Origin of the sequence: Micromonospora inaquosa (assembly GCF_003857055.1) — a bacterium.
GTDB lineage: Bacteria > Actinomycetota > Actinomycetes > Mycobacteriales > Micromonosporaceae > Micromonospora > Micromonospora inaquosa.
Map to the genome: position 1 here is coordinate 13,631 of NZ_QGSZ01000124.1, position 17,029 is coordinate 30,659.

16 protein-coding genes are annotated in these 17,029 nt (G+C 70.3%); 12 read left to right on the plus strand and 4 right to left on the minus strand.

The window, feature by feature from the left end:
• Positions 1-199: 199 nt before the first annotated feature.
• The 3 genes from DLJ59_RS03355 to tkt are packed head-to-tail and all read right to left on the minus strand — an operon-like array spanning position 200 to position 5,175.
• The gene (locus tag DLJ59_RS03355; RefSeq protein WP_124771043.1) at positions 200-1,849 is read right to left on the minus strand and encodes a glucose-6-phosphate isomerase; all 1,650 of its coding nucleotides are present in this window, start codon (positions 1,847-1,849) and stop codon (positions 200-202) included.
• Positions 1,846-3,021, minus strand: coding sequence for a transaldolase (tal, locus tag DLJ59_RS03360; RefSeq protein WP_124771044.1), 1,176 nt, complete (start codon positions 3,019-3,021; stop codon positions 1,846-1,848). Before tal ends, DLJ59_RS03355 begins: the two co-directional genes overlap by 4 nt.
• A gap of 15 nt (positions 3,022-3,036) precedes the next feature.
• Entirely contained in the window at positions 3,037-5,175 is a 2,139-nt protein-coding gene (tkt, locus tag DLJ59_RS03365) for a transketolase (RefSeq protein ID WP_124771045.1), read from the minus strand.
• Between the two features lie 268 nt (positions 5,176-5,443).
• Between tkt and DLJ59_RS03370 the strand changes: the two genes are divergently transcribed.
• The 3 genes from DLJ59_RS03370 to DLJ59_RS03380 all read left to right on the plus strand — a co-directional run bounded on the left by DLJ59_RS03370 (position 5,444) and on the right by DLJ59_RS03380 (position 7,971).
• The gene (locus DLJ59_RS03370; protein ID WP_124771046.1) at positions 5,444-6,397 is read left to right on the plus strand and encodes a heme o synthase; all 954 of its coding nucleotides are present in this window, start codon (positions 5,444-5,446) and stop codon (positions 6,395-6,397) included.
• A gap of 304 nt (positions 6,398-6,701) precedes the next feature.
• Positions 6,702-7,037 carry a hypothetical protein gene (locus tag DLJ59_RS03375; RefSeq protein ID WP_124771047.1) on the plus strand — a complete coding sequence of 112 codons (336 nt, stop codon included), beginning with the start codon at positions 6,702-6,704 and terminating at the stop codon, positions 7,035-7,037.
• A gap of 13 nt (positions 7,038-7,050) precedes the next feature.
• Positions 7,051-7,971, plus strand: a complete 921-nt coding sequence (locus tag DLJ59_RS03380; protein WP_124771048.1) for an ATP-grasp domain-containing protein — start codon at positions 7,051-7,053, stop codon at positions 7,969-7,971.
• Positions 7,972-8,131: 160 nt separating this feature from the next.
• On the opposite strand, the gene DLJ59_RS03385 is transcribed toward DLJ59_RS03380, so the two are convergent.
• Positions 8,132-9,097, minus strand: coding sequence for a COX15/CtaA family protein (locus tag DLJ59_RS03385; protein WP_167493814.1), 966 nt, complete (start codon positions 9,095-9,097; stop codon positions 8,132-8,134).
• Positions 9,098-9,195: 98 nt separating this feature from the next.
• Here DLJ59_RS03385 and DLJ59_RS03390 point away from each other — a divergent pair, with 98 nt between their 5' ends.
• The 9 genes from DLJ59_RS03390 to DLJ59_RS03430 all read left to right on the plus strand — a co-directional run bounded on the left by DLJ59_RS03390 (position 9,196) and on the right by DLJ59_RS03430 (position 16,921).
• Positions 9,196-9,996, plus strand: coding sequence for a helix-turn-helix transcriptional regulator (locus DLJ59_RS03390; protein ID WP_425271383.1), 801 nt, complete (start codon positions 9,196-9,198; stop codon positions 9,994-9,996).
• Entirely contained in the window at positions 9,993-11,423 is a 1,431-nt protein-coding gene (gene sufB, locus DLJ59_RS03395) for a Fe-S cluster assembly protein SufB (protein WP_124771050.1), read from the plus strand. Before DLJ59_RS03390 ends, sufB begins: the two co-directional genes overlap by 4 nt.
• 57 nt (positions 11,424-11,480) lie before the next feature.
• On the plus strand, positions 11,481-12,623 hold the full coding sequence (gene sufD / locus DLJ59_RS03400) for a Fe-S cluster assembly protein SufD (RefSeq protein ID WP_124771051.1): 1,143 nt from the start codon (positions 11,481-11,483) through the stop codon (positions 12,621-12,623).
• On the plus strand, positions 12,623-12,949 hold the full coding sequence (locus tag DLJ59_RS03405; RefSeq protein WP_124771052.1) for a non-heme iron oxygenase ferredoxin subunit: 327 nt from the start codon (positions 12,623-12,625) through the stop codon (positions 12,947-12,949). Before sufD ends, DLJ59_RS03405 begins: the two co-directional genes overlap by 1 nt.
• Positions 12,949-13,722, plus strand: a complete 774-nt coding sequence (gene sufC / locus DLJ59_RS03410) for a Fe-S cluster assembly ATPase SufC (RefSeq protein ID WP_112677399.1) — start codon at positions 12,949-12,951, stop codon at positions 13,720-13,722. Before DLJ59_RS03405 ends, sufC begins: the two co-directional genes overlap by 1 nt.
• Before the next feature lie 20 nt (positions 13,723-13,742).
• Entirely contained in the window at positions 13,743-15,047 is a 1,305-nt protein-coding gene (locus tag DLJ59_RS03415; protein WP_124771053.1) for a cysteine desulfurase, read from the plus strand.
• Complete coding sequence (sufU, locus tag DLJ59_RS03420; RefSeq protein ID WP_124771054.1) at positions 15,047-15,520, plus strand: Fe-S cluster assembly sulfur transfer protein SufU; 474 nt, start codon at positions 15,047-15,049, stop codon at positions 15,518-15,520. Before DLJ59_RS03415 ends, sufU begins: the two co-directional genes overlap by 1 nt.
• Before the next feature lie 67 nt (positions 15,521-15,587).
• Positions 15,588-16,034 carry a metal-sulfur cluster assembly factor gene (locus DLJ59_RS03425; protein ID WP_124771055.1) on the plus strand — a complete coding sequence of 149 codons (447 nt, stop codon included), beginning with the start codon at positions 15,588-15,590 and terminating at the stop codon, positions 16,032-16,034.
• Between the two features lie 254 nt (positions 16,035-16,288).
• Positions 16,289-16,921, plus strand: a complete 633-nt coding sequence (locus DLJ59_RS03430; protein WP_124771056.1) for a LysE family transporter — start codon at positions 16,289-16,291, stop codon at positions 16,919-16,921.
• Positions 16,922-17,029 lie beyond the last annotated feature (108 nt).

Here is a 17,029-nt window from a genome sequence, read left to right on the forward strand (position 1 = left end):
CGACTGCGGGGCTTGCAACCCCGGCTCACTCCTCGCGCTCACGGAGCCACCTCGGTTCGCGACTGCGGGGCTCGCAACCCCGGCTCACTCCTCGCGCTCACGGAGCCACCTCGGTTCGCGACTGCGGGGCTCGCAACCCCGGCTCACTCCTCGCGCTCACGGTGCCCCCTCGCTTCCGCTTCAGTCACGTCGTCCATCCTCACGCCCGCAGATCACCGGCCGCGTCCAGTAGTTGGGCGACACCAGCGGCCCGGTCGGTCAGGTGCAACCGCAGCACCGGCCGCTCCCGACCGGCGAGGGCCTGCCGGTCCCCGGCGGCCTGCGCCGCCTGCAGCTCACCGAAGGTGTACGGCTTGCCCGGCACCGCCAGGTCCTCGGCGACCGCGCCGGTCACCTGAAGGTAGCTACCCACCTGCGGACCGCCCTTGTGGTACTGGCCCGTGGAGTGCAGGAACCGTGGACCCCAGCCGAAGGTGACCGGTCGCCCGCCCGCCTGCGCCAGCAGTGGCCGCAGCCGGGCCGCGTCGGCGTCGGCGAACCGGTCGAGGTACGCCATCACGGCGAGGTAACCGTCGTCGCCAAGCCCGTCGAGCAGCCAGCGCAGCACGCCGGCCAGGTCACCGGGGGCGCCCTGCGGGGCGTACACCTCGATCGCGCCCTCGGTGAACGACGGCGTCTCCGCCGGCAGGCCCGAGGCCAGGATCTTGTTGGTGTTCTCCTTGGACTCCGTGACGTTCGGCTGGTTGAACGGGTCGATCCCGAGCACCACGCCGGCCACCGCGGTGGCGTACTCCCAGGCCAGGAACTGCGCGCCGAGCGGGCCGTTGACGGCCACGTCCGGTTTGGCGCCGCCGCCCGGCATGTCACCGGGGGCCAGCGCGCCGCCGTAGCTGACGGTCAACACGTCCGCGCCGGTGGCACCGGGGCTCTGCGGGGACTCCACCACCACCGGGAGGATGCCCACCCCGGCCTTGCCGGTCGACTCGGCGATCAACTGCTCGGCCCAGTCGCCGAGCCCGTCGATGCCGGTGCCGTCGGAGACCAGGGCGACCTTGTCCCGGGCCAGCGTGGCTGCCGCACCCAGGGCGGCACCCAACGCCAGCGCCGGGTTGTTCTGATCCGCACCGAGCGAGGTGGCCAGCGCGTCGGCCTGGTCGAGCAGTTCCGCGACCTCGACGCCGGCCAACGCCGAGGGCACCAGACCGAACGCGGTCAGCGCCGAGTACCGGCCGCCGACGTTCGGGTCGGCGAGCACGGTGAACGCGCCCATCTCGGCAGCGGTGGCCTCCAGCGGCGAACCCGGGTCGGTGACGATGACGAAGTGCCGGCCGGCCTCCGCCTCGGTCATCCCGGCGTCCAGGAACGCCTGCCAGTAGGCGCGCCGGTGGCTGTCGGTCTCCACAGTCGACCCGGACTTGCTGGCCACCACGACGACGGTGCGTTCCAGCCGGTCACCGAGCGCCGCCCGGACCTGGCCCGGGTCGGTGGTGTCCAGCACGGTCAGCGGGCGACCCAGGGTCTGGGTGATCACCTCGGGCGCGAGCGACGAGCCGCCCATGCCGGCGAGCACCACATGATCGAGGTCGGCCAGCTCCGCGGTCAGCTCGGCCAACTGGACGAGCAGCTCGCGGCTGCGCCGGTGGGTGTCCACCCAGCCCAACCGGATCTTCGCCTCAGCCTCGGCGTCCGGACCCCACAGGCTCGCGTCCTTGCCCGCCAGCTTGCCCGGGACGCCGGCCTTGACCAGCGCGTCCCGGGTCGAGGCGGGCGCGGCCTTGTCGACCGCGTCCGCGCCGTACACGGCGAGCCCGGCGGCTGCCTCCACCGGCCCTGCGAGAAGATCACTCATGCGCCACCGGCCTTCTCGGCGGCCTTGGCGTTGCCCTTGGCCGCCTTGTTCGGAGCACCCTTGCCGGTGCCGGCCGCTGCCAGGGACTTGCTGACGCCGTCCAGCAGCTCCTGCCAGCTCGCCTCGAACTTCTCCACACCCTCGCGCTCCAGGGTGGCGATCACGTCGGCCATGTCCACCCCGGCCGACTCCAGGTCCGTGAAGACCTTCCGGGCCGCGTCGTAGGCGCCGGTGACGGTGTCGCCGCGCGTCTCGCCATGATCGGCGTACGCGTGGATGACAGCCTCCGGCATGGTGTTGACGGTGCCGGGGGCGATCAGCTCCTCGACGTAGATGACGTCCCGGTAGTCCGGGTTCTTCGTCGAGGTGGAGGCCCACAGCGGCCGCTGCGGGTGCGCGCCGGCGGCGGCGAGCGCCTTCCACCGATCCGAGGAGAAGACCTCGCTGTAGCGCTCGTACGCCAGCTGCGCGTTGGCGATGGCGGCCTTGCCCTTGAGGGCCTTGGCCTGGTCGGAGCCGACCTTCTCAAGCCTCTTGTCGACCTCGGAGTCGACCCGGGAGACGAAGAACGACGCGACCGAGCCGATCTTCGACAGGTCGTGGCCGTTGGCCTTGGCCTGCTCCAAACCGGCGAGGAACGCCTCCATGACCGCCGAGTAGCGGTCCAGACCGAAGATCAGCGTCACGTTGACGCTGATCCCCTCGGCCAGGGTGTCGGTGATCGCCGACAGGCCCTCCTCGGTGGCCGGGATCTTGATGAAGAGGTTGGGCCGGTCGACCAGCCACCACAGCGCCTTGGCCTCGGCGACCGTCTTGTCGGCGTCGTGTGCGCTGCGCGGGTCCACCTCGATCGAGACCCGGCCGTCCACGCCGGCGCTGCCGTCGTACGACGGGCGCATCACGTCGCAGGCCCACCGTACGTCGTACGTGGTGAGCATCCGCACGGCCTCTTCCACGTCCACGCCACGGGTGGCGAGGTCGCGCAGCTGCCAGTTGTACTCGTCGGCGTCGCTCAGCGCCTTTGCGAAGATCGTCGGGTTGGTGGTGACGCCGGCCACGTGCTTCTCGCGGCGCAGCTGGTCCAGCCCGCCGGAGCTCAAACGCACCCGGGAAAGATCGTCGAGCCACACCGCCACACCTGCGGCGGTGAGCTCATTCAGCTTGTCCGTCATGCCGTCCACGCTCCCTCAGTTGCCGGTCGTGAAACCGGTGATGTCGCCCACCCGGGCCAGCGAGGCGTGTGCTGCCGCCACGATCCGGTCGGGGGTGAACCCGAACTGCTCGAAGAGCACGGTGTGCGGGGCGCTCGCTCCGTAGTGCTCCAGGCTCACACTCTCGCCCAGGTCACCGACGATGCCGCGCCAGGACATCGCGATGCCCGCCTCCACGCTCACCCGTGCCTTTACCCCGCGCGGAAGCACCGACTCCCGGTACGCCTCATCCTGCTCGTAGAACCACTCCTGGCAGGGCATCGAGACGACCCGGGTCGGGGTGCCATCGGCCTCCAGCCGCTCCCGGGCGGTCAGGCAGAGCTGCACCTCGGAGCCGGTGCCGACGATGATCACCTGAGGCTTGCCGTTCGACGCCTCGGCCAGCACGTACCCGCCCTTGACCACGCCGTCCGCGCTGCCCAGGACCTCGCGGTCCATGGTCGGCAGCGGCTGACGGCTCAGCGCCAGCGCGGTGGGCCGGTCGGTGTGCTCCAGCGCCTGCCGCCAGGCCCAGGCGGTCTCGTTGGCGTCCGCCGGACGGACCACGTCCAGGCCCGGGATGGCGCGCAGCGCGGTCAGGTGCTCCACCGGCTGGTGGGTCGGGCCGTCCTCGCCCAGGCCGATCGAGTCGTGCGTCCAGACGTAGGTCACCGGTAGCTTCATCAGCGCGGCCAGCCGCACCGACGGGCGCATGTAGTCGCTGAAGACCAGGAACGTGCCGCCGTACGGGCGGGTGCCGCCGTGCAGGGCGATGCCGTTGAGGATGGCGCCCATGGCGTGCTCACGGATGCCGAAGTGCAGCGTGCGGCCGTACTCGTGACCGGGGAAGTCCTTGGTGGCGTGCGCGGCCGGGATGAACGACGGCTCGCCCTTCATGGTGGTGTTGTTGCTCTCGGCCAGGTCGGCCGAGCCGCCCCAGAGCTCCGGGAGCACCGGCGCGAGCGCCTCCAGCACCTTGCCGGACGCGGCCCGGGTGGCCACCCCCTTGGCGTCCGCGGGGAAGACCGGCAACGCGTCGGTCCAGCCGTCGGGGAGTACGCGGCCAGCCAACCGCTCGTAGAGCGCGGTGCGCTCCGGGTTGGCCTTCTTCCAGGCGTCGAACGTGGTGGTCCACTGCTGCTGGGCGTCGGAGCCGCGGCCCATCACCGTGCGGGCGTGGCTGAGCACCTCCTCGTCGACCTGGAAGGTCTGCTCCGGGTCGAAGTCCAGGATCCGCTTGGTGGCCTTCACCTCGTCGGCGCCGAGCGCCGAGCCGTGGATCTTGCCGGTGTTCTGCTTGTTGGGCGCGGGCCAGCCAATGATGGTGCGCAGCGCGATGAAGGAGGGGCGGGCGGTCTCCGCCTTGGCGGCCAGCAGCGCCGCGTACAGCGCCTCGGCGTCCTCGTGGTAGTCGCCCTGGTCGGCGTCGCCGCTGCGCCAGTCGACGGTCTGCACGTGCCAGCCGTACGCCTCGTAGCGGGCGGCCACGTCCTCGCTCTTGGCGATCCGGGTGTCGTCCTCGATGGAGATCTCGTTGTCGTCGTAGATCACCGTGAGGTTGCCCAGCTGCTGGTGCCCGGCGAGGGCGCTGGCCTCGTGGCTGATGCCCTCCTCGATGTCGCCGTCGGAGACGATGCACCAGATGTCGTGGTCGAAGACGGACGCGCCCAGCTCGGCCTCGGGGTCGAACAGGCCGCGCTCGCGGCGGGCCGCCATGGCCATGCCGACCGCGTTGCCCAGACCCTGCCCGAGCGGGCCGGTGGTGGTCTCCACGCCCGGGGTGTGCCCGTGCTCGGGGTGCCCCGGCGTCTGCGAGCCCCACTGCCGCAGCGACTTCAGGTCGCCCAGGCTCAGCGGGTAACCGGAGAGGAACAGCTGGATGTAGAGCGTCAGGCTGGAGTGCCCGGCGGAGAGAACGAACCGGTCGCGGCCGGGCCAGTTCGGGTCGGCCGGGTTGTGCCGCATGACGCGGTTGAAGAGGAGGTACGCCGCGGGCGCGAGGCTCATCGCGGTGCCCGGGTGGCCGTTGCCGGATTTCTCTACGGCGTCCATGGCCAGCACGCGGACGGTATCGACGGCCCGGCGATCGAGGTCGGACCAGTTCAGTGCGGAGTGCTCGGGTCGTTTAACAGCCACGATGGTTGTGCTCCTCGGCAGATGGGCGGAACCCTCACCGATGACCTTATCGAGCGTCCCTAAACGTGCGCCCAGGGATCTGCGCATGGTGTGCGCTACGTGACCATCCGGATGCTCGGTTTCGACCCGGTGGTGTGACGGCCCGCACCGTTGTCGGGTCGGCCGGGCAGCCAAAACGACGACGCGTAGTGTGTGGGTCGGTATGCGGACCCGTTGTGGTCCCGGCCGATCCGATCTCCCCGTGCCCGATGCCGGAAGGTGGCAATCCGTGAGCATGATCACCGAGCGCCCCGCGAGCAACCCGGCCGGGCAACACCCGGCGCGGGCGGCCGAGGGCCCGGTGGCCCGGCGGGACGTACGCGGCGTCATTTCGGCGTACGTGGCGCTCACCAAGCCGCGGATCGTCGAGTTGCTGCTGGTCACCACCATTCCGGCGATGATGCTGGCCGAGGGCGGGCTGCCGTCGCTGTGGCTGATGGCCGTCGTCCTGGTCGGTGGCTCGCTCGCCGCCGGTGCGGCCAGCGTGCTCAACTGCTACATCGACCGCGACATCGACCAGTTGATGCGGCGGACCAAGCGTCGGCCGTTGCCGGCGCACACCGTGTCGCCGCGAAGCGCGTTGATCTTCGGTCTGGTGCTGGCGGCGGTGTCGGTCGCCCTGATGGCGGCGTTCACCAATCTGCTGGCCGCGGGGCTGACCCTTGCCGCGATCGCCTACTACGACCTCGTCTACACCCTGTGGCTCAAGCGCTCCACCCCGGCGAACACCTTCTGGGGTGGCGCCTGTGGGGCGGCTCCCGTGCTGATCGGGTGGGCGGCGGTGACGGGCTCGTTGGCGCCGGCCGCCTGGGGGCTCTTCGCGGTGGTGTTCTTCTGGCAGATGCCGCACTTCTACCCGCTCGCCATGAAGTACAAGGACGACTACGCCCGGGCCGGCATTCCGATGCTGCCGGTGGTGGCCTCGGTCCGCCGGGTTAACGCCGAGATCCTGATCTTCGCGTGGCTCACCCTGCTCACCTCCCTGGCTGTCTGGCCACTGGGGCTCAGCGCGATCTACGGGGTGCCGACCCTGGTGGTGGGTGCCATCTTCGTGCTGGAGGCGCACCGGCTCTGCCGGCGGGCGACGCGCGGCGAGGCGGTCAAGCCGATGCGGCTGTTCCACTGGTCGACGACGTACCTGACGATCGTCTTCGTGGCCGTCGCGCTCGACGCCCTGATCTGACCCGTCCGGTCCGCACGCCCGGCTCCGCCGCTCGGCCGCGAATGGTGTCGTTGGTCTACTGACTAATCATGGACATGGATGAGTTGTCCGGGTTTAACGTCACATCAGAGTAACTTTCGGCATGAGTCGGATCGGCTCAACCCGGGGTGGGTCGAGGTCGGTTTGCCGGTGCACTCTGAGCGTAAAAGTCCGGATATAACCGGACAGCAAACCTGTGGTCGTCCTTAAACCTGTAGGTAATTGGCATCACAAAAGGTTCATGGTTCTCGCGCGACCGGGTGCAACTCTGCCTAGGCTTCGCGTCATGGCAGATGGTTCCGATACGACGCTGACGGCCGAGCAGACCCCCGGCGAGCAGGCGCCCCACGGCCTGGTCGCGGGCCTCAAGGCCTTCGCCGCCGGACACGGCGGCGCGAAGGCGGTCATCGAGTACGTCGGCAAGCGTGGCGCGCGGATCGTCCTGGTGGGTTCCGACGGTGAGTGGGGCGACCAGTTCGCCGACGACACCGTCACCGCCCGGGAGGCGTGCGCCGAGGCGGGAGTCACCGTCGAGAACGCCTGGGAGCGTGAACTGATGGACCAGATGCGTCCGAGCAACGACCTCTGGCGGTCGATGGCCCGCCGCACGATGGCCCGCTGAATAGACAGCTGAATTGACCACTGATCACCAGTCGACCCGGGGGGAACCCCGGGTCGCTTTCGTGACCTGCGCCGACCTGGCCGACCTCGACCCGGACGACCGGCTGGTCCTCGCCCCGCTCGCCGCACGTGGCGTCGCCGTCGAGCCCGCCGTCTGGGACGACCCCGACGTCGACTGGTCGTCCTACGACCTGGTCGTGCTCCGCTCACCCTGGGACTACGCGCGACGCCACGACGAGTTCGTGACCTGGGCGGCCAGCGTCCCGGCGCTGATCAACCCGGCCAACGTGGTCCGCTGGAACACCGACAAGCGCTACCTCGGCGAGTTGAGCGCCGCCGGGGTGCCGACCGTGCCGACGTCGTGGATCGAGCCGGGGGAGAGCTGGCAACTACCCGCCGAGACCGGCGAGTACGTGCTCAAGCCCGCCGTCAGCGCCGGCAGCCAGGACACCGGCCGGTACGACCTGGCCGACCCTGCACACCGGGACCTGGCCGCCGCGCATGTTCGCCGGCTCTCCGAGGCCGGCCGGGTGACCATGGTCCAGCCGTACCTGCGGGCCGTCGACGCCGAGGGCGAGACGGCACTGCTCTTCCTGGCCGGCCCGGAGGGGCTCGCGTTCAGCCACGCGATCCGCAAGGGCCCGATGCTGACCGGGCCGGATCTCGGCCCGGACGGGCTCTACAAGGCCGAAGAGATCACCGCCCGCACCGCCCGACCCGAAGAGCTGGCGGTGGCTGAGCGGACCCTCGCGGCGGTGCCCGGTGGCACCCGACAGCTGCTCTACGCCCGGGTCGACCTGATCCCCGGCCCGGACGGCGAGCCGGTCCTGGTCGAGCTGGAGCTGACCGAGCCGTCGCTCTTCATCGGGTACGCGGACGGAGCCCCCGACCGCCTCGCCACCGCGATCATCACCCACCTGAACCGCAACGCCTGACCGTAGAGGCCGCGGGGCGTCGGTGAGGCCACGGACCTGTGGCGGGTGTCAGTGCGGTGGCGGCGTTGCGTGTCTCTCCCGGGCGGAGATTCGCTGGTGAGCGGTACTCTGCCCGAACGCAACGGCGTTTGAATCCTGGTTCGGGCGGGGCGCGTCGCGATCAGGCGGTGACCGGCACCGGGGTGGCGGCGTCGGTCGGAGCCGGCTGCGGTGCCGCCCCCACCGGGCGGCGTTCCCGGGTGGACCACTGCACCGACAGGGCGGCCAGCAGCACCAGGCAGGAGCCGAGCATGTGCGCGCCCACCAGGAGCGCCGGCACGTGGGTGAAGTACTGCACGAAGCCGATCAGGCCCTGACCGAGCTCCACGGCCACCAGGATGATCGCGGCGCGGGTGGCCCGCTGCGCACCGACGGCGCGGAACGCGAAGATGAGCGCGACCGAGAGACCGACCAGGAGGAAGACCGCGTCGGCGTGCACCTGGGAGATCGACTCCGGGTCCAGGCCGTTGCGGGCGGCGCCGTGGTCACCGGCGTGCGGGCCACTGCCGGTGACCCAGGTGCCGATGACCAGCACCACGACGCTGACGCCGGTGGTGATCCGGGCCAACGCGCGCAGCGGCGCGGGCACCACGGCCACGGCCGGGCCGTCCGGGTCGCCGATGCGCCGCCAGAGGGCGTACGCGGCGGCGATCACCGCCATCGAGGCGAGGAAGTGCAGCCCGACAACCCAGGGGTTGAGGTTGGTCAGCACGGTGATGCCGCCGATCACCGCCTGGGCGGGAATGCCGAAAAAGACGGCGACGGCAAGCGCGACGAGCCCGGGCCGGCGCGGCCGGTGGGCCAGCACGGCCAGCACGGTGGCCAGCGCGATGAGGCCCACCGCGAAGGTCAGCATCCGGTTGCCGAACTCGATCACCCCGTACACGCCCATCTCGGGGGTGGTGACGTACGAATCGTCGGTGCACCGGGGCCAGGTGGGGCAGCCGAGGCCCGAGGCGGTCAGCCGGACGGCCCCGCCGGTGACGACGATGCCCACGTTCGCGATGATCGAGGCGAGCGCGAGACGGCGCAGCAGGATGCCGGAGACCGGACGGACGATTCGGTTCACGGCGCAAATCCTACGCACCGTAGTGGTCGAGGTTCGTCCGACTCCGCCGGCTCGGTGGTTCGGATCACCGGGGCCCGGGTTTGCGGCCCTCCGGGTAATTACGTAACGTTGGCGTTGTGAAAAACGCGGCGGCGCTCTCCGGGCACCAACCGACGGCCGTACCGGCCCTCGGTGCGCCCGTCTCCGCGCCCGCCGTGAACACGTCGGCCGGCGTTGCCGGGCCGGCGGTGGCCGAGATCTCCACCCGGGATCGGGTCACCCAGCTGCTGCTGGAACAGGGCGCCACCACCGCCGCGCAGCTTGGCGCGACGCTCGGGCTCAGCCCGGCGGCGATCCGCCGGCACCTGGACGCCATGCTCGTGGACGGTGACGTCTACGCCCGCGAGCAGACTGTCCGGGGCAGCCGCGGTCGGGGGCGCCCGGCCAAGGTGTTCCTGCTGACCGAGGCCGCTCGGGTTCGCTGTGGCACACACCACTACGACAACATGGCCACCGCCGCGCTGCGCTGGATCGCCCGCAGCGGCGGCTCGGACGCGGTCGAGGCGTTCGCCGCCGAGCAGGTCTCCGCTCTCGAGTCCCGTTGTCGGACGGCCATGGAGGACGCCGGCGACGACCCTCTCGCCCGAGCCGAGGCACTCGCCGGAGCGCTCACCGCCGAGGGTTACGCTGCCAACGCGACCACGATCGCCTCCGGCGGCCAGCTCTGTCAGCACCACTGCCCGGTGGCGCACGTGGCCGCCGAGTTTCCCCAGCTGTGCGAGGCCGAGACCGCGGTTATCTCCCGTCTGGTCGGCACCCACGTGCAGCGTCTGGCCACCATCGCGCACGGCGACGGGGTGTGCACCACGCACATCCCGACCCAGCCGGGCCGCGTTCAATCCGGTAATCCCGTCACCACTGTGAGGACAGATAGATGACCGAGCAGATCGTCCAGCCCCAGACTCAGGAAGAGCAGCTTGCCGCCCTGGGTCGGTACGAGTACGGCTGGTCCGACCCGGACGCCGCCGGGGCGGTCGCCCAGCGCGGCATCAACGAGGCGGTGGTGCGGGACATCTCGGCCAAGAAGAGCGAGCCGGCGTGGATGCTCGACCTGCGGCTGAAGGGTCTGCGGCTGTTCGGCCGTAAGCCGATGCCGGCCTGGGGTGCGGACCTCAGCGGGATCGACTTCGACAACATCAAGTACTTCGTGCGGTCGACCGAGAAGCAGGCCACCAGCTGGGAGGACCTGCCCGAGGACATCAAGAACACCTACGACCGGCTGGGCATCCCGGAGGCGGAGAAGCAGCGGCTGGTCGCCGGTGTCGCGGCGCAGTACGAGTCGGAGGTCGTCTACCACAAGATCCGTGAGGACCTTGAGGAGCAGGGCGTCCTCTTCCTGGACACCGACACGGCACTGCGCGAGCACGAGGACGTCTTCAAGGAGTACTTCGGCACGGTGATCCCGGTCGGCGACAACAAGTTCGCCGCCCTGAACACCTCCGTGTGGTCCGGTGGCTCGTTCATCTACGTGCCGAAGGGCGTGCACGTCGAGATCCCGTTGCAGGCCTACTTCCGGATCAACACGGAGAACATGGGCCAGTTCGAGCGGACGCTGATCATCGTCGACGAGGGTGCGTACGTGCACTACGTCGAGGGCTGCACCGCGCCGATGTACTCCTCCGACTCGCTGCACAGCGCGGTCGTGGAGATCATCGTCAAGAAGAACGCGCGCTGCCGCTATACGACCATCCAGAACTGGTCGAACAACGTCTACAACCTGGTCACCAAGCGCGCCGTCTGCCACGAGGGCGCGACCATGGAGTGGGTCGACGGCAACATCGGCTCCAAGGTGACGATGAAGTACCCGGCGGTCTACATGACCGGCGAGCACGCCAAGGGCGAGGTGCTCTCGGTGGCGATGGCCGGCGAGGGTCAGCACCAGGACGCCGGCGCCAAGATGGTGCACGCCGCGCCGCACACCTCCTCGACCATCGTGTCGAAGTCGATCGCCCGTGGCGGCGGCCGCACCTCGTACCGGGGTCTGGTGCAGGTGCTGGAGGGTTCGCACCACAGCCGCAGCACTGTCAAGTGCGACGCGCTGCTGGTCGACACCATCTCCCGTTCGGACACCTACCCGTACGTCGACATCCGCGAGGACGACGTGTCGATGGGGCACGAGGCGACCGTCTCCAAGATCAGCGATGACCAGCTCTTCTACCTGATGAGCCGGGGCCTGAGCGAGGACGAGGCGATGGCCATGATCGTGCGCGGCTTCATCGAGCCGATCGCCAAGGAACTCCCGATGGAGTACGCCCTGGAGCTCAACCGTCTGATCGAGCTTCAGATGGAGGGCGCGGTCGGCTGACGCCGCCCGCCCTACCGAGCACCTGACACCGTCGTCGTAGAACAGACCAAGGAAGAAATGACTACCCAGGCTTCCGCGCCGCCCAGCACCAAGTCGCAGGCGCTGCGCTCGTACGATGTCGCCGACTTCCCGGCCCTCACCGGCCTGGAGGAGGACTGGCGCTTCACCCCGCTCAAGCGCCTCCGCGGTCTGACGGATGAGGCGCCGGCCGCGACCGGCACGGTCCGACACGAGTACGGTGATCTGCCCGAGGGCGTCGCCATCACCCGGGTCGGCCGGGACGACGAGCGGATCGGCAGTGTGCTGACCCCGGTCGACCGGGTCAGCGCGTTGGCCTACGGTGCCGCCGCCGACGCCCTGCTGCTGCGGGTGGCCCCTGACGTGGTGCTCGGCGAGGCGGTGCGTCTGCGGGTGATCGGCGAGGGTGTCGAGCAGCCGGCGTTCGGTCACACCTTCGTCGAGGTGGGCCGGTTCGCCGAGGCGACCCTGGTGCTGGAGCACGTCGGGTCGGCCACCCTGGCCGACAACGTCGAGGTCTCGGTGGCCGACGGGGCGAAGCTGACGTTGGTCACGGTCGCCGACTGGGCCGACGACGCGGTCCAGGCCCAGCACCTGAAGATCAAGCTGGGTCGGGACGCCAGGGTCATCCACATCCAGGTCACCCTCGGCGGCGACCTGGTCCGGCAGTTCACCAGCGTGGAATACACCGGGCGGGGCGGCGAGGCCGAGCTGTACGGGGTCTACTTCGCCGACGCCGGCCAGCACCTGGAGCACCGGCAGCTGGTCGACCACAACGTGCCGGACTGCCGCAGCTACGTCGGCTACCGGGGCGCCCTGCAGGGCGAGAGCTCACACACCGTCTGGGTGGGTGACGTGCTCATCCAGGCCGAGGCGACCGGCACCGACACGTACGAGATCAACCGGAACCTGCTGCTCACCGACGGTGCGCGGGCGGACTCCGTACCCAATCTGGAGATCGAGACCGGCGAGATCGCCGGCGCCGGCCACGCCAGCGCGACCGGCCGCTTCGACGACGAGCAGCTGTTCTACCTGATGGCCCGGGGAATTCCGGAGAGTGAGGCCCGCCGGCTGGTGGTCCGTGGCTTCTTCGCCGAGCTGATCAACAAGATTCCGGTGGAGTCGCTGCGCGAGCACCTCGGCGACGCGATCGAGGCCCGGCTGACCAAGGCGGGCGCTTGATGATCCGAATCTGCTCCACCGAGGACGTGCCGAAGGGCACCGCGATCAGCGCGGACGTCGACGGCACACCGATCGCCCTGGTGCATGGTGAGGACGGCGAGTTCTACGCCGCGTACGACGAGTGCTCGCATGCCTCGGTCGCGCTCTCCGAGGGCGAGGTCGACGGCTGCACGCTCGAGTGTTGGCTGCACGGCTCGCGCTTCGATCTGCGCACCGGCGAGCCGACCGGCCTGCCCGCCACCGAACCCGTCCCCGTCTACCCCGTCGAAGTTCGCGACGGCGACATCTACCTCAGCCTGACGCCGAGTAATGGAGTGACCCGATAATGAGCACCCTGGAGATCCGCGACCTGAAGGTGTCGGTCAAGCTGCCCGAGGGTGAGCTCAAGCCGATCCTGGCCGGCGTCGACCTGACCGTGAAGTCGGGCGAAACCCACGCGATCATGGGCCCGAACGGTTCCGGCAAGTCCACCCTGGCGTACTCGATCGCCGGTCACCCCAAGTACGAGATCACCGGCGGCACGGTGACCCTCGACGGCGAGGACGTGCTGGCCATGACGGTCGACGAGCGCGCCCGCGCCGGCCTCTTCCTGGCCATGCAGTACCCGGTCGAGGTGCCCGGCGTCTCGGTGGCGAACTTCCTGCGGACCGCGAAGACCGCCATCGACGGTGAGGCGCCGAAGCTGCGCACCTGGGGCGGCGAGCTGCGCGGCGCGATGGAGCGCCTCCAGATGGACCCGGCGTTCGCCCAGCGCAACGTCAACGAGGGCTTCTCCGGTGGTGAGAAGAAGCGGCACGAGATCGTCCAGCTGGAGCTGCTCAAGCCGAAGATCGCCATCCTCGACGAGACCGACTCCGGTCTCGACGTGGACGCGCTGCGCGTGGTCAGCGAGGGCGTCAACCGGGTCCGCGACAACGGCGACACCGGCGTGCTGCTGATCACCCACTACACCCGGATCCTGCGCTACATCAAGCCGGACTTCGTGCACGTCTTCGTGGCCGGCCGGATCGTCGAGCAGGGCGGCCCGGAGCTGGCCGACAAGCTTGAGGCCGAGGGCTACGAGCGGTACGCCGCCGGGGCCGGCACGGCCAAGGCCTGAGCGGGAGAGGCGCAGCCGAGATGACCAGCATCGCGATCCCTTCCGGGATGCCGCAGTACGACGACGCGCCACGTTTCGACGTGGCCCGGGTGCGCGCCGACTTCCCGATCCTCGGTCGGGAAGTCAACGGACACCCGCTGGTCTACCTCGACAGCGCCAACACCTCGCACAAACCCCGCCAGGTGCTCGACGTGCTCGACGAGCACTACGCGCGGCACAACGCCAACGTGTCGCGCTCGGTGCACACCCTGGGCACCGAGGCCACCGAGGCGTACGAGGGGGCGCGGGCGAAGATCGCCACGTTCATCAACGCGCCCAGCACCGACGAGGTGGTGTTCACCAAGAACTCCACCGAGGCGATCAACATCGTGGCGTACGCCTTCTCGAACGCCTCGCTGCGCCCGGACGCCGACCCCCGGTTCCGGCTCGGTCCGGGCGACGAGGTGGTGATCTCCGAAATGGAGCACCACTCGAACATCGTCCCGTGGCAGCTGCTCTGCGAGCGGACGGGCGCGACCCTGCGCTGGTTCCCGGTCACCGACCAGGGGCGGCTGGACGAGTCGGGCCTGGAAGACCTGGTCACCGAACGGACGAAGATCGTCTCGCTGGTGCACATGTCCAACATCCTCGGCACGGTCAACGCCACCTCCCGGATCACCGCGCGGGTCCGCGAGGTGGGCGCGCTGCTGCTGCTGGACTGCTCGCAGTCGGTGCCGCACCTGCCCATCGACGTGGTCGACCTGGACGCCGACTACATCGTCTTCACCGGGCACAAGATGTGCGGCCCGACCGGCATCGGCGTGCTCTGGGGTCGGGGTGAGCTGCTGGCGGCCATGCCACCGGTCTTCGGCGGCGGTTCGATGATCGAGACGGTCACCATGGCCGGTTCGACGTTCGCGGCGCCACCGGCCCGCTTCGAGGCGGGCACCCCGCCGATCGCCGAGGCGGTCGCGCTCGGTGCGGCGGTCGACTACCTCACCGGCATCGGGATGCGGGCCATCCAGTGGCACGAGAAGGAGCTGACGGCGTACGCGCTGGACGCTCTCGGCTCGGTGCCCGACCTGCGGATCTTCGGCCCGACCGTCCCGGTGGGCCGGGGTGGCACCATCTCGTTCGCGTTGGGTGACGTGCACCCGCACGACGTGGGTCAGGTGCTCGACTCGCTCGGTGTGCAGGTGCGGGTGGGCCACCACTGTGCCAAGCCGGTGTGCAGCCGGTTCGGCGTCCCGGCCATGACCCGGGCCTCGTTCTACCTCTACACCACCACCGAGGAGATCGACGCCCTGGTGGCCGGTCTGGAGCAGGTGCGGAAGGTGTTCGACTGATGCAGCTCAACCAGCTCTACCAGGAGATCATCCTGGACCACTACAAGCGCCCGCACGGGCGTGGACTGCGCGACGCCGACGACGCGGGTGACCGGGTCGCGGAGGCGCACCACGTCAACCCCACCTGCGGTGACGAGGTCACCGTCCGGGTGGCCACCGACGGCACCGTGCTGCACGACATCTCGTACGACGGGATGGGCTGCTCGATCAGCCAGGCCTCGGCGAGCGTGCTGCACGAGTTGCTGCGCGGTCGGGGCACCGGGGAAGCATTCGAGGTGCACGAGGCGTTCGTCGAGTTGATGTCCGGACGTGGCCAGGTCACGCCCGACGAGGACGTACTCGGTGACGGGGTTGCTTTCGCGGGCGTGGCCCGCTACCCGGCCCGGGTCAAGTGCGCGCTGCTGCCGTGGATGGCGTTCAAGGACGCCGCGGCACGCGCCGGTGTGGGCGTGAGCCCGGAGGTGAAGGCGTGACCGTGCGTCAGCGAGCGAATGACACCGTGGTGCCTGGTGGCATCACGAAGCGATGCGGAGGGACGGCATGAGCGAGAACACCGCTACTGAGGCGACGCCGGAGGCCGGTGACACCACCGTCGTGCCGCAGGTTGACGCGGCGACGACCGATGGCAGCGCTGACGCCGCTGCCCCTGCGGGCGGCGTCAGCAAGGCCATGATCGCCGATATCGAGGAGGCGATGAAGGACGTCGTCGACCCGGAGCTCGGCATCAACGTGGTCGACCTGGGCCTCGTGTACGGCGTACACGTCGACGACGAGAACGTCGCCACCCTGGACATGACGCTCACCTCGGCGGCCTGCCCGCTGACCGACGTCATCGAGGACCAGACCCGGCAGGCGCTGACCACCGGCCCCGGCGGTGGCCTGGTCAACGACATCCGGATCAACTGGGTGTGGCTCCCGCCGTGGGGCCCCGACAAGATCACTGACGAGGGTCGGGACCAGCTCCGTTCCCTCGGCTTCAACGTCTGAGCCGACCCAGGTCAGCTCTACCTATCGAGCGCGGCGCCCCAGGGGCGCCGCGCTCGACGCGTTCCAACCCACCCCACCCCCTGGGCCGCACCCCGTTGGAGGGTGGGGTGGAAATGGGTGGCGGGACGGTTTGTTGGCGCGGAGGATGCGTTTGTGATTGAGGCGTACCCGATGCAGGTCCTGGTCCGTGCGGCGACTGCCGTGCGTCGACAGCGGCCGGTCCGGGGACGAGCCTCGACCCGCCACCGACATCCGTGACCGGGGCGTTCCTCGCCGGTCTGGTCGCCGGCTACGGCGTCGCCATCCCGGTGGGCGCGATCGCCATCCTCATCCTGGGGCTCAGTGCCCGTACCTCATTCCGGGTCGGTGCGGCCGCGGCGCTCGCCGTGGCGACGGCCGACGGGCTCTACGCGGCGGTCGCCGCGCTCGGCGGCGCTGGCCTGGCCGACGTCATCGCGCCGGTCGCCGGGCCGCTGCGGGTGGTCGCCGCCGCGGTCCTGTTGGGGCTCGCCGGGCACGGCCTCTGGCGGACGTGGTCTGCGCACCGCTCGCAGCGGCCACCGTCGGCCCGCGCCGGTCGGGGCATGAGCACTCCGAGGCGGGCCTACGCGGCGCTGCTCGGCTTGACCCTGCTGAACCCGATGACGGTGCTCTACTTCGCCGCGCTGGTGCTCGGCCGCCGGGACACGACCGGCTCGGGCGCGGCCCCGGTGGCGCTCTTCGTGGCCGGGGTGTTCCTGGCGTCGGCGAGCTGGCAACTGGTCATCGCCGGTGGTGGCACGGTGGTCGGCCGGGCGCTGACCGGGCCGAGCGGCCGGCTGGTCACCGGCCTGGTGTCCAGCGCGCTCATCGCCGCGTTGGCGGTGGCCGCGCTACTGCCCGGCTGAACAGTCACCATCCGACCGCGCCGTGCGCCCCGCCCGACCGCGCCGTGCGCCCCGGGCTGGCCCGAGCCGCCCCGGGCTGGCCCGAGCCGCGCCGGGCCGGGCCAGCCC